At 44.1% G+C, this 13539-nt stretch carries 14 protein-coding genes; 12 read left to right on the top strand and 2 right to left on the bottom strand.

Going from position 1 to position 13539, the window contains the following annotated elements; translation table 11 throughout:
• Window positions 1–36: 36 nt before the first annotated feature.
• Together murB and ACUXV2_RS17305 are read right to left on the bottom strand one after the other, a co-directional pair.
• A complete protein-coding gene (gene murB / locus ACUXV2_RS17310; RefSeq protein ID WP_446244395.1) occupies window positions 37–957 on the bottom strand; it encodes a UDP-N-acetylmuramate dehydrogenase in 921 nt (306 codons plus the stop codon).
• A 170-nt stretch (window positions 958–1127) separates the two neighbouring features.
• On the bottom strand, window positions 1128–3197 hold the full coding sequence (locus tag ACUXV2_RS17305) for a bifunctional 2',3'-cyclic-nucleotide 2'-phosphodiesterase/3'-nucleotidase (RefSeq protein WP_446244394.1): 2070 nt from the start codon (window positions 3195–3197) through the stop codon (window positions 1128–1130).
• Window positions 3198–3450: 253 nt separating this feature from the next.
• Between ACUXV2_RS17305 and ACUXV2_RS17300 the strand changes: the two genes are divergently transcribed.
• The 12 genes from ACUXV2_RS17300 to fliW all read left to right on the top strand — a co-directional run bounded on the left by ACUXV2_RS17300 (window position 3451) and on the right by fliW (window position 13538).
• Window positions 3451–4353: a DMT family transporter gene (locus ACUXV2_RS17300; protein ID WP_446244393.1), complete on the top strand. Its 903-nt coding sequence runs from the start codon at window positions 3451–3453 to the stop codon at window positions 4351–4353.
• Between the two features lie 234 nt (window positions 4354–4587).
• Entirely contained in the window at window positions 4588–5439 is an 852-nt protein-coding gene (locus tag ACUXV2_RS17295) for a DegV family protein (protein ID WP_446244392.1), read from the top strand.
• Between the two features lie 289 nt (window positions 5440–5728).
• A complete protein-coding gene (locus tag ACUXV2_RS17290; RefSeq protein ID WP_446244391.1) occupies window positions 5729–6217 on the top strand; it encodes a transposase in 489 nt (162 codons plus the stop codon).
• Window positions 6218–6736: 519 nt separating this feature from the next.
• A complete protein-coding gene (locus tag ACUXV2_RS17285) occupies window positions 6737–7864 on the top strand; it encodes a DEAD/DEAH box helicase (protein ID WP_446244390.1) in 1128 nt (375 codons plus the stop codon).
• A gap of 187 nt (window positions 7865–8051) precedes the next feature.
• Window positions 8052–8558: a ComF family protein gene (locus tag ACUXV2_RS17280; RefSeq protein ID WP_446244389.1), complete on the top strand. Its 507-nt coding sequence runs from the start codon at window positions 8052–8054 to the stop codon at window positions 8556–8558.
• Window positions 8559–8620: 62 nt separating this feature from the next.
• Entirely contained in the window at window positions 8621–9028 is a 408-nt protein-coding gene (locus ACUXV2_RS17275; protein WP_446244388.1) for a TIGR03826 family flagellar region protein, read from the top strand.
• Window positions 9029–9139: 111 nt separating this feature from the next.
• On the top strand, window positions 9140–9403 hold the full coding sequence (gene flgM, locus ACUXV2_RS17270) for a flagellar biosynthesis anti-sigma factor FlgM (protein WP_446244387.1): 264 nt from the start codon (window positions 9140–9142) through the stop codon (window positions 9401–9403).
• Window positions 9404–9415: 12 nt separating this feature from the next.
• Entirely contained in the window at window positions 9416–9910 is a 495-nt protein-coding gene (locus tag ACUXV2_RS17265; protein ID WP_446244386.1) for a flagellar protein FlgN, read from the top strand.
• A 22-nt stretch (window positions 9911–9932) separates the two neighbouring features.
• Entirely contained in the window at window positions 9933–11489 is a 1557-nt protein-coding gene (gene flgK, locus ACUXV2_RS17260) for a flagellar hook-associated protein FlgK (RefSeq protein WP_446244385.1), read from the top strand.
• A 15-nt stretch (window positions 11490–11504) separates the two neighbouring features.
• Window positions 11505–12410, top strand: a complete 906-nt coding sequence (flgL, locus tag ACUXV2_RS17255; RefSeq protein ID WP_446244384.1) for a flagellar hook-associated protein FlgL — start codon at window positions 11505–11507, stop codon at window positions 12408–12410.
• Window positions 12411–12486: 76 nt separating this feature from the next.
• A complete protein-coding gene (locus ACUXV2_RS17250) occupies window positions 12487–13077 on the top strand; it encodes a DUF6470 family protein (RefSeq protein WP_446244383.1) in 591 nt (196 codons plus the stop codon).
• A gap of 17 nt (window positions 13078–13094) precedes the next feature.
• The gene (gene fliW / locus ACUXV2_RS17245) at window positions 13095–13538 is read left to right on the top strand and encodes a flagellar assembly protein FliW (RefSeq protein ID WP_446244382.1); all 444 of its coding nucleotides are present in this window, start codon (window positions 13095–13097) and stop codon (window positions 13536–13538) included.
• Window position 13539 lies beyond the last annotated feature (1 nt).

Here is a 13539-nt window from a genome sequence, read left to right as displayed (position 1 = left end):
AGGGGTCCGTTATGGGGAGCCCCTGATTTTTTATGTTTATTCCAAATCTTCACCAATGATCCGAACTTCACGCTCAAGCTCTACATCAAATTTCTCTTTCACCGTTTTCTGTACGTGCTCGATCAGTGAAATATAATCCTTGGCCGTCGCATTGTCCTTGTTGACGATGAACCCGGCATGCTTAGTGGAAACTTCGGCACCGCCAAAGTTCGTTCCTTGCAGCTCGCTGTCCTGGATCAGTTTGCCGGCGAAGTAACCTGGAGGGCGTTTGAACACACTGCCGCAGGATGGGAATTCAAGCGGCTGCTTCGATTCCCTTTTATACGTCAGGTCATCCATGATTGCTTTGATATCATCGTATTCGCCAGGTTTTAAGCTGAAAGTCGCTTCTAGGACGATATCCCCTTTTTCAGAGATGTTACTGTGGCGGTAATCGAGCTCAAGGTCTGCTGCCGTACGTTTGACTAGCTCACCGTGACGGTCGACCACGTAGCAGTAATCCAGTACGTCTTTGATTTCCCCGCCATAAGCACCGGCATTCATGAAAAGGGCACCTCCGACTGTTCCAGGAATCCCGCAGGCAAATTCAAGTCCAGACAGGCGTTCTGCCAAGGCTCTTCTTGAAACATCGATGATTGCTGCCCCGCTCTGAGCCACGATCTGCTGGTCGTTTGTTTTGATCTCGTCAAAGTTCTTCAGATGAAGGACGATGCCGCGGATCCCGCCGTCTTTCACAATCAGGTTCGATCCGTTCCCAAGCAGCGTGAACGGGACGTCTACCTTATTGGAAAGCTTTACGATATTCTGCACTTCCTCATAAGTTGTCGGGGTAAGGAAGAAATCCGCCTTCCCACCAAGCTTCGTATAGAGGTGGTCCCTAAGCATTTCATCGCGCTTGATATTCTCTGTATGCATTACATTCAATAATTCTTTATAAACCGTTTCTTTATTGTACATTCATGATCAGTCCCATAAAATATTTTTCTCTGGTTATAAATTCTACCCTCCCATTATATGATGAAAACCCATGAAAGTTAAATGGTTTAGGTTGGCAGATGAAAAACCACGAAAAAGGTAATGTCTCTGCTTATGTGAAAAAGAACCCCCGTATTGGAGGTTCCAAGGAATTATTTAATGAAATTAAACGTCTGTGCGATCGAAAAAATGAAGTTTGTCAAAAAGTTCCCCTTTGACTCCTTTTTGTCCTGCCCGGGGTTCGTTGCATCACTTTGCTTGAATTTAATGGAATACTTAGCGAATCCGCTATCTTCGGTGTTGATATACTTGAACGTTCTGGAATCATGGATATATTTCTGTGCTTCAGGAGAAGTTTGGAATACGACATTTACATCTCCCTTGATTGCAGAGAAATTCCAGTTGCCGTCTGCTTCAGGATTGATTGTCCCTTTTTCCATGATGTAGTCGATGATGACATTGCGGTTCTCGTCCGGCGATTGGATGATGATATTCGATCCATCGCTTCCAGGGAAGTGTCCGCCTCCGCTTGCACGGTAGTTATTCGTTGCTACGATGAATTTCTGATTTTGATCAATCGGCTGGCCATTATACTTGAGATTCTTGATTCTATGGGAATCCTCATTGATCAGTTTGCCGTCTGACCCGTATCGAACCGGTTTTGTCACATCGATTTCATACGTTACACCGTCAATCACGTCAAAGTTATAGGAACGGAAATTACCATTAACAAGTGATTGTTCTTCAGAAGTGGTTGTATCAATCTGATTGAATTGTCCGGCCGACATTTCGAGCCACTCTTTCACTTGTGCACCATCAATTAATACAGCCTGAAGAGTATTGGGATATAAATATAGATCTGCAACATTCTTAATCGCAAGTTCTCCGGCAGGGATGTCTGTGTAATAAGAAGCATCTCCGCGTGTTCCTGCTTTGAACGGTGCGCCTGCGGATAATACCGGAAGCCCTTCATATTCAGTGCCCTGGATGTATTTCTCCACATACCATTTCTGTGCATTCGTCACTATTTGAATGGATGGATCATCTTTTACCTGTGCGAAATAGCTATTGATCGGAGCCGTCGTTTCTCCGACTGCACTTCTGACCCAGTCGATGGTGTGGTTATGGTCTTCCTCGATTGCCCCGAACACCTCTTCATCCCGTTCTACCAATGGATTGCCGCTCTTATCTGCGATAGCACGGGTGGAAGACTGCGAATTGATCACCGACCATTCCCCGTCTTTCAGTTCGAGTTCCAGGTCGACAAGACCCAGGTGGCTTCCCCAATATCCAGGCATAACGGAAGCGACGCCGTTGATTGTTCCTTTTGTTACATCAACGCCTTCGATGCCTGCATATGATTCAGAAGGGAAGACCCCGTGGGAATGACCGAACAGGATGGCGTCGATCCCGTCCACTTTTGACAAGGAATAAGTAGCGTTCTCTTCAATGCCTTGGTCTGTTACATTCCCGATTCCGGAGTGAGGGATGGCAACGATGATATCGGCACCTTCTTCTTTCATCTGTGGAATGAATTTATTGGCTGATTCCACAATATCTTTTGCAATCACTTTCCCTTCAAGGTTTGCCTTATCCCATTGCATGATTTGAGGCGGGGTGAATCCGATGACACCGACCTTCAGCATATGTGTTTCTCCGTCTTCATCGATTACTTCCCGGTCAAGGATTTCATAAGGTGTGAAATAATTTTCATCGTCACTCGGATTCCCATTCCCATCGTCTTTATAAACATTGGCGTTTACGTATGGAAAATTAGAGCCTTTTAAAGAAGTTTGAAGAAAATCCAGTCCATAGTTGAACTCGTGATTTCCGATGTTTCCTGCATCATAATCAAGCAGGTTCATCGCTTTATATACCGGGTGAGTCTCACCATCTTGCAGCGGATCAACTTTTGCAACGTAATCTCCCAGTGGATTCCCTTGAATCAAGTCTCCGTTATCAAAAAGAAGGCTGTTATTCACTTCTTCGCGTGCGTTTTTTATAAGCGTGGCTGTCTTAACAAGTCCATAGCTGTTCGTTTCTTTATCTTGATAATAATCATAATTGGCAAGGTTTACGTGGATATCCGTTGTTTCCAAAATACGAAGCTTCACCACATCCTGATCCATGACATCAGCATACGTAATGGAAGGAGTGGCTTGAGGGATGAGAAGGCCTAGAGCTAAAGCAGTACCAACAACTTTTTTCGAATGTTTCTTCAACAGAATCTCCCCTAAAATATGTATTTTATTGCAAACACTTACATATTAGCACTGTCATGTGAAAATAGAATGGTTGAAAAGTAGTGTTTTTGTAATAGTTTGTAAAATGAGACGTGTATGCTAAATTGGGACTACCTTTCCTAGTGAAAATGAGATAGGATGGAACGTATAAAATTATCTGTTATAACATCTTTTCATCTATTAAATTGCACAACTCCTTCATATAGTAAAAGAGGGGAGAGGAGGAAACGGAATGGCCCGCTTGTATATGGCACTAATCGGATTAAGTTTGATCTGGGGGATGTCTTTTGTCTTCATTAAATGGCTGGTCGAGCCTGCCGGCGTGTGGGGAACGGTCTTCTTGAGATGTATCGCCGGTGCCCTGGTGCTTCTGCCGATTTTTTTCATTCAAAGACGTAAAGGGGAGAAGAAGCCTCTTCCGATATGGAAGCTGATCGTAGTCGGAATCGGGAACGCGGCACTTCCATGGACACTGATCGCATTGAGTGAAACACAGATTAACAGTAACACGGCATCTATTTTAAACGCAACGACTCCGATTTGGACCGGACTTATCGGATTTCTGCTGTTTTCAGTGGTATTGACAAGCTTTCAGTGGATTGGGATCCTTGTTGGTTTCTTCGGGATATTAGTGTTGATGAACTTTGAAGTAAATGGGATTTTCAGATCTGATTTTATCGGAGTAGGGACGATGATCCTTGCAACTATGAGCTATGCCTTTTCCTCTCATTTCACAAAAAAATACCTTGCGGGAACAAGTGTCGTTACCATCTCGACATTTCAGTTGTTGATTGGTGCTACGATCGGGTTCGTCGGTATGCTGGTGACCCAGCCGATTGATGCAGGAAGCTTGTTAACAGGCGAAGCTTTGCTTGGGATCATCGGGCTTGGCTGTTTCGGATCGGGGATTGCCACGCTGCTGTACTTTTACATCATGACAAATGGAAGCCCGGAATTCGCGTCGACGGTCACATACCTGATACCTGGAACTGCTATGATTTGGGGATTTGTACTACTTGGGGAACCGATTACGCACAATTTGATTCTTGGTCTTTTGATCATTTTTGCAGGGGTATTTTTATCTTCCAGAAAGTCTAAAAAGACCCTCGCTTCACTGACCGTGGGGACCCGGTGAGAAATTTAAACAAACGTTTGATTAAGATTTGAAAGCCCAGTACTGACGGGGTTTCCTGACCTTAAACAAACGTTTGTTTTATTTGTTTTTTAGGTGTAAGTGATGCAATCGAAAGAAGTTTCATATAAAATGAAAAAGATACATAGGTTAGAGTAGACAAGTTATCAGCAGGGCCCCCATGAGGTGCCGTTTGCTGATCAATTTTAAACTAAAGAAGTAAGAGGGGTAACGAATATGAAAACGGCAATTGTAACGGATAGTACAGCCTACATCCCGAAAGAATTGCGCGAGTCTTTAAACATACACATGATCCCGCTGAGCGTCATTCTTGGCGGCGAAACATACCGGGAAGAAATTGATATTACAGCCAATGAATTTTATGAAGAAGTTGTCAGTCAGGACAAGCTGCCGACCACTTCCCAGCCGCCGGTTGGGGAATTTGTAGAGCTGTTTGAAAAATTATCGCGCGACTATGACGCGGTGGTATCGATTCACCTTTCAAGCGGAATAAGCGGCACTTATCAGGGAGCGGTACAGGCTGGAGAGATGGTAGATGGAATCAAGGTCTATCCTTACGATTCGGAAATCAGCTGCATGATCCAGGGGTTCTATGCCCTTGAGGGTGCCAAGCTTGCCCGTGATGGAAAGGGCGCGGAAGAAATCGTTCGTTTGCTGGATGAAATGAAAGAGTCTGTTCGGGCATATTTCATGGTTGATGATTTAGCTCATTTGCAGCGCGGCGGACGTCTATCCCAGGCGCAGGCAATCATTGGTAGTCTGTTGCAGGTAAAGCCATTATTGCATTTTGTTGATAAAGTTATCGTGCCGTTTGAGAAAATCCGTACCCGTAAAAAAGCGTTGAAGCGGGTGGAAGGATTGCTTGAGGATGCAGTGAAAGACGGAGGGGCTTATCAGGCTTCGATCATCCATGCCAACCGTGAGGAAGAAGCGGTCGAGTGGATGAAGGAATTGGCAGAGAAGTATCCGAATGTGGAGTTTGATGTGAGTTATTTTGGTCCGGTGATTGGTACTCATTTGGGTGAAGGCTCGATGGGGATGGGCTGGGCGAAGAAGATTAGTGGATAATAGTTAGGGTCAGGTGCTGGGTTGTGGCTCCTGGCTTTTTTGTTTGTGCTGATTTATTTGTTTGTACTATTTGGTGGTGTGAATTGATGGTGCCTGGCTCAGATTAGTTAAATTGAGCCAGGCTCAAATCGGGCAGAACGAGCCAGGCTCAAAAACGTTAATCTGAGCCAGGCACCGGAAAAGTTTTACCCGCTAATGACGCCCAAAGTAGTAAAATACCCCAAAAAGCAGGAATTACGCAATCTTTGTCGAATATTAATATTGGTCAAAAGCAAATAGGAAGGGTAACTTGTTCAGAGAACCAAAAGATTACCACCGATATTTATCACTTTTATTAAAAGCAAAGAAAAGAACCCCGTTTATACTTCATTCTTATTGCCTCATGCCGAATCATATCCACCCCGTCATCGAAACAATCGATCACTCTCCAGCAGAAATCATTCACTACATTCACTCCCTTTATGCACGCTATTTCAACATTAAATACAATTATACTTGCCCCGTTTTTCAAGACCGTTACTACGCCAAACTTATTAAAAACTGGAAGCACCTGACGGATACGAGCAGCTATGTCCACCTCAACCCGGTCAAGGCCAAGTGTTCAAAAATGCCACAGGAATACCAATGGAGCAGTTACAGAAGCTTCATTACAATGAAAGATGATAAAATAACGCACAAAGAGAAAATGTACAAATCTCTCGGAGAAAACCCGCAAGAAATAATTCAATTCTATGTCGAATCAAAATTGAGAATTAAAGATTGGGAGATGCCAAGATGAGGATGATCTCAATTATATTATTTTGAGTCAGGCTCAAATAGGATGAATCGAGCCAGGCTTATAAGCAGCAATATGAGCCTGACTCAAAAACGTTCATTTGAGCCAGGCACCACATCCAAAACCCACACAAAAAATAAACAATAACCCAGGAGGACTCCAATAATGCGATTCTCACCTCAATCCAACCACCTAACTCCAGAACCCCTACTAACCAACCAACCTGTAACCTTGCTGAAAATATCAGAGATCGACATCCCGGCCCCAACGCAACCCAACCAATTATACGACTACTCCACAGAACTCCAACACTACCTCTCAGGCAGATCCCTCCTCCCAGACGAACTCCCATTCAACATCGAAAACCTTCACCAACATTACCTAAACGGCTACCTTACCTATGGAAAAGGAGTCGAAAACAATCACTGCAACCGTTGCGGAAACACACAAAAACACCTGTTTGCCAGCTTCCACTGCTTCCGCTGCAAAGCACCCTGCACGTACTGCAGAAATTGCATTATGATGGGCAGGGTATCAGAATGCACCCCTCTCATCACCTGGACCGGACCATCACCAGCCACCCACGATCAACCGTTCTTCGACTGGCAGGGCACTCTCTCCCAAGCCCAACACGAAGCATCCAATAGAGTAGTAGAAGCCGTTCGAAAGAATGACAATCTACTAGTCTGGGCAGTATGCGGAGCAGGGAAGACAGAAGTCCTTTTCGAAGGGATCCATGAAGCCCTCACTCAAAATAAACGAGTCTGCATCGCCGCACCAAGGACCGACGTCGTCCTTGAACTCTCACCAAGACTTCAAAAAGTCTTCCCTCATACCTCCATCACCACGCTTTTCGGAGGATCCGAAGACCGCCACGAATACGGTCAGCTTGTCCTTTCAACCACCCATCAGCTATACAGATACCAGCATGCATTCGATTTCATCATCATTGATGAAGTGGATGCCTTCCCATATTCTTACGACACCTCCCTGCAATTTGCAGTAGATAAAGCACGTAAACCTGAGTCGGCCATCGTCTATTTAACGGCGACTCCCGACTCACTAACTCAGAAAAAGTGTACATCTGGAAAGCAAAACCACATCCGTATCCCTGCCCGTTACCATCGACATCCGATTCCTATGCCACGTTTAGCCTGGTGCGGCAATTGGGAAAAAACGTTTGAGAAACATAAGATCCCTTCACCGTTAAAAAAGTGGACTCTCCAAAGACTCCAACAAAACAAACAAGCACTCATCTTTTTCCCGTCCGTAAAAGTCATGGAAAAAGCCCTCCCGCTATTCCAAAAACTCAATCCAGTCATTGAATCTGTTCATGCAGAAGACAACGATCGAAAAGAAAAAGTTCAAAAAATGAGAATCCAGGAAATACCGATCCTGCTCACTACCACCATCTTAGAAAGAGGAGTCACTATCCCGAATATGGATGTAGCGGTGCTGGGGGCTGAAGATCAGATTTTCACTGAAAGTGCACTTATCCAGATTGCAGGTAGAGTGGGGAGAAGTGCTGATCATCCGAGGGGGGATGTCGTCTATTTTCACAAAGGCCGGACAAAGGCGATGATCTATGCGGGCTTGCAGATTTTTATGATGAATAAGGAAGCGGCGAAGATAGGATTGATTAATGAATAATGTATGCCTGTATTGCACAAATCCGATCAACGAAGTCATCTCATGGAGAGGTTTATTTCACAGTGAACCCCAATATCTCTGTGGTGATTGTAAAAATAGTTTGGAAACCATAAAGGGCAAACGATGCACGCTATGTTCCCGATCATTAGATAAACTTTCCGATGAACTTAAAAGAGCAAAAGTATGCTTGGACTGCTTTCGCTGGGAGGAAGATCCCAAGTGGAAAGGAATCCTTCGATACAATACTTCTCTCTTTGAATACAATGACTTTCTGAAAAAGTACCTTGCACGCTACAAATACCGGGGCGATCATGTTTTAGCAAAAGCATTCGTGCTTGAAATCGAAAACCGCCTTAAAGAAATAAAGTATGACCACTTAACCACAATCCCTCTAAGCCAGGAAAGACACTATGAAAGAGGCTTTAACCAATCGACTGCTCTATTGGAAACTGCAGGCATCGTTTCGTCCGAATTACTTTCAAGAATCCATTCTGAAAAACAGTCAAAAAAATCACGCCGACAAAGGTTGCAACAAAAACAGGTTTTTACATTATCAGAAACAAACCTTAAAGGGCATTCCATTCTTCTATTCGATGACATCTATACAACCGGAACGACTTTAAGACAGGCAGCCAAACTTTTCAAAGAAGCTGGTGCAGAACAAGTCTCCTCTATAACTCTCGCAAGGGGTTAAAAGATGAAGTTCTTCCTCCGATATAAAGAATAACAATCAGTACCGCCAGGAGGAAAATAAAGATGTCAGAAGTTATGAACTGTCCGCGCTGTAATGCGCTGTTTATGAAAAATAAATTTCGTGACGTTTGTGAGAAATGCTTTAAAGAAGACGAGAAAATGTATGAGACGGTGTACCAATTTTTAAAGAAAAGAGAGAACCGTGCTGCAACGATGGAAACGGTCATCAATCAAACGGGTGTAGAGGAAGAGCTTCTTTATAAATGGGTGAAGAAGGGGCGCATTCAGACGAAGATGTTCCCTAACCTGGGTTACCCATGTGATAAATGTGGGAAGATTATTACTAGCGGCAAGCTTTGCCAGGGGTGTACGTATGAATTGAAAAAAGACTTGCAGCAGTATGAAGCAAATAGTGAATGGAAAGAAAAGATGAAGGAGCAGGGCACGTACTACACAATGCGTGACAAGTGAACCAGAACAGAATTAGGAAGAACTAACCAGTGAAGATCACTAAACAATACAGCGTTCTATCCGATATACTTAAATAGAGAGTATGAACGTGATGAAAGTGAGGGAAACAATATGAAAATCAATAATATTGGGAACCAGAATATCAATCCGTATCAACGTAGCCTTAATAAGTTAGGTTCAGCGGTGAAATCCGGTAAAACACCTTCTGATAAAATCGAGATTTCTTCCACTGCAAAAGAAATGCAGGAAGCTTCAAAAATGACGAAAGAACGCCAGGCGAAGGTGGAAGCACTGAAGGATCAGGTACAGAGCGGGAATTACACAATCGATCCGAAAGCCATTGCCAAAGGATTAAAGAATTTCTACCAAAGCTAGGAGAGAGCAGACATGTCAGCATCCACTTTAATTGCAACGCTTGAAAAATTGTATAAGCTGAATAAAAGTTTGATGGATCTCTCGGTAAAGAAGACGGATGTGATCAAGCGCGGTGATATGGAAGGACTCGACAATCTGTTAAAAGACGAGCAGAAGCACATTGCCGCTATCAATACGGTCGAGAATGAACGGCAGCGGCAATCTGCCAGTTATCTGAAGCCACTTGGCCTGCTGACAGAAGAACAACCGACCCTATCTCAATGCATTGAATACAGTGCACAAGAGGATAAACATGTACTACAGGATTGGCATCATAAAATGACAGAGCTGATTTCTGAGTTAAAAGAACGGAATGAGCTGAATCAGAAGTTGGTCTATCAATCTCTTCAATTCGTGAATATGAATCTATCGATCATGCAGCCTCAGGAACAACAATCGACGTATGCTCGTCCAAATAGTGAAAAAAAAGCACCGCCACAGCGATCAATGTTTGATTCGCAGGCTTAATATTTGAAACGGAGGCACCACCATGCGATCAACTTTCCACGGCCTTGAAACCGCCAAGCGCGGCATGTACACACAACAAAGCGCCCTTTATACAACAGGCCACAATATTTCAAATGCGAACACACTTGGCTATAGCCGCCAGCGGGTGAATTTTGAACAGACAACCCCATATCCGGCTCCTTCGATGAACCGTCCAAATATTCCGGGACAAATGGGAACGGGGGTAGAGGCCGGTTCCATTCAGCGTGTCCGGGATTCGTTCCTTGATGTTCAATTTCGCAATGAAAATAATAAACTTGGATATTGGGAATCGAAAATGGAAGCGATGAAGAAGATGGAGGAAGTCATGAACGAACCATCCGAGTCCGGTTTATCCAAGACGATGGATATGTTCTGGCAATCGCTTCAGGACCTTGCAGTAAATCCTACGAGCGCAGGTGCCAGATCGGTTGTTCGTGAACGTGGAATAGCGGTGGCGAATACGTTTAATTATTTATCTACTTCGCTGACCGGTGTTCGCGGTGATTTAAAAAATGAACTCGGTGTGACAGAGAAACAAATCAATTCCCTGACCAGACAAATCGACAAAATCAATAAGCAAATTGCAGATGTGGAGCCTCATGGTTATCTGCCTAATGATTTGTATGATGAACGTGATCGCCTAATCGATGAATTATCCAAGCACGTCACGATCCAAACAAGCTATCAGTCGAGCGGGGGAGCTTCTTCTCCTATTGCAGAAGGTCAAGTCACCGTTAACCTGGTTGGCAAGGATGGGGATTTTGCCGTCAACCTTGTTGGGAAAAGCGGAGCGAATGAACTGAAGCTCTCTATGGATGGACCGCAGGGTACGGTCGATTCCGTTACAATCGGCAGCCAGAAGCTTGATGTGAATGACTTCTTATCGCAGGGTGAAGGGAAATTAAGAGCGCTCATCGATACATACGGCTTTACCGACAAGAGCGGAGAAGCAAAAGGTTCGTACATAACAATGCTGAATGAACTCGATAGCATGGCTTACGAATTCTCGAAGGCTTTTAATGAACAGCATCAAAAAGGGGTTTCCCCTGCGGGAATCGAAGATCCAACTGTTGAAACCCCTAAGTTTTTTCAGGACTCCAAGGATGCTTCCGCAGACTTGGAGAATGTTGATAAAGCAGGGTTTGCACAACGTATGCAAATCGCAGATGAATTGAGCAACCTAGACATGATTGCTACGGCTAGTGCAGACAACCCTACACTTGGTGATTCGGCAAATGTGAGCGCGCTAGCTGATATCATCACAACTGAAGAGCTGTCATATGGCAAAAAGCCTGCCACTTTCAGAGCGCACTTTGAATCTGTCATCGGCGCCATGGCGGTTGAATCTCAGGAATCCCTCCGGCTCTCACAGAACTCTGGAGTACTGCGTTCAGCGGTAGAAGAACGCCGAATGTCCGTCAGCGGAGTTTCACTTGATGAAGAAATGACCAATATGATTAAATTCCAGCACGCCTACAATGCCTCTGCCAGAATGATCACCCTTCAAGATGAAATGCTTGATAAAATCATCAACGGTATGGGAACCGTGGGAAGATAGGATGGTGAAAGATAAATGCGCGTAACACAAAGCATGCTAACGAGTAACTCAATGAGAAACCTTAGCTCCTCCTATGCACGCATGGGGCAGCTCCAGGACCAGCTTGCCACTGGAAAAAAAATCACCAAGCCTTCCGACGATCCCGTCGTGGCAATGAAAGGAATGTTCTACCGGTCTAACTTGACGGGTATCGAGCAGTATAAGCGGAATCTATCCGAATTATATTTATGGATGGATAACTCTGAAGCCGGAATCGATCAGGCGAACCAGGGGTTGCAGCGTGTTCGGGAACTGACGTTGCAAGGTAAGAACGACACGCTGAGCGAAGAAGACAAGAAGGCTGTAGCTGTTGAAATCGAACAGATTAAGGCAGACCTGGTAGGAGTGGCAGAGACGAAGGTTGCCGGCCGCTATATTTTCCACGGAACAGATATCGGAAACTCACCTATTAAAGACGGAAATCCCGCAGACGGCAGTGCACCTCAGGTTGCGGATAATCTGACAAGTGCTGTGATTGGTAATTACAATGTCGAAGTTTCAGAGGGCGTTTTCTTAAAAGCGAACGTAAACCCGGGCAATGTATTTAGCCAGAAGCTGTTTGATACGGTGCATAATATTCAAAAAGCTTTGGAATCAGGAGATACGGATGCTCTTGATGCAGAGCTTGGAAATCTAGATGATGTCATGCAAACATTGTCTGCTGAACGGTCTGAACTGGGAGCCCGTTACAACCGCCTGGAAATGATCGACGACCGTCTTGGTCAGCAGGAAGTAGTAGCTAATCGGATTCTTTCAGACAATGAGGATGCGGATATCGAACGAGTCATCACTGATTTAAAAACCCAAGAAAGTGTTCACCGAGCGGCATTGGGAGTCGGTGCTAGAATCATACAGTCTACATTGATGGACTTTTTACGATAAAAATGCAAGGGGACCAACCCTTTAAGGTGTTATGTCACCTTAAAGGTGGTCCCTTTTTTAATAGAGGTGAAAGGATATGAACTTTCCGCAGATACGATTGCAATCCACTCCTGCTTCCATAGAGGTAAAAACAACCCATGGAAAAGTAGAGATAGAGACACCACCGCCTTCTCTCAACATCCAGCAGCCAAAAGCGAAAATGGAAATCGAACGAAGACCATCGAAACTGACAATTGATCAGACGGAAGCGCGTGCTGATATGGACTTAAAATCAGTACGACGGAGAATCGAGGACTTTGCAAGTCAGGGATATCAAGACTGGCTTTCCGGGCTCGCGCGTGTAGCTCAGGACGGAGACGAGCTTATGATGATAGAAAACGGCGGTAACGCCATTGCAGAACAAGCCAAACGAATCAGCGAAAAGCCAATGTATGATTTCAATATCGGTTGGATCCCTTCAGCAGGTAGCGTTAAAATTCAATACGATCCTGGCGAAGTAAAGGTGAATATTGAACCGCAAAAAATCATCAACAATACACAGGTAGTGAAGCCGAAGTTGAATGTAACGAAAGCTCAAGTAGACATAAGCCTGCAGAGATATGCAGATTTGCAAATTGATTTTGTGAATTTAAAACATGTCGGTACCAATTACGAACAAGAAATTTAAAATGAAGGAATGAGAGTATGAACATAAATACGAAATATCATGGTGAGATTGAAGTGAAAGAAGATATGCTGACTTTTGAACAAGGGATTCCTGGGTTTACTGATGAGAAAAAGTTCGTGCTGCTTCCATTGCCCGAAAATGATTGGTTTCATATTTTGCAATCCGTTTCTACACCGCAGCTTGGATTCGTAGTGACGGATCCTTTCCTGTTTATTGAAGAATATGACTTTGAATTGGATTCAGGGAATGTGGAATTACTAGGGTTTACTTCAGATAAAGATGTAAAAGTACTTACGATACTGACCATAAAGGAAACATTGAAAGAATCAACAGCAAATCTGCAAGCTCCCATCGTTATCAATCTTGCAAACAACAAAGCAAAACAAGTGATTTTAAATGAATCAAACTATCAAACAAGACATTTAATCTTTGCTCAACCAGAGCGAGCCGGTAAGGAGTGAG

Source organism: Rossellomorea sp. NS-SX7 (assembly GCF_052828565.1).
This window is presented reverse-complemented; position numbering and strand designations above follow the sequence as displayed.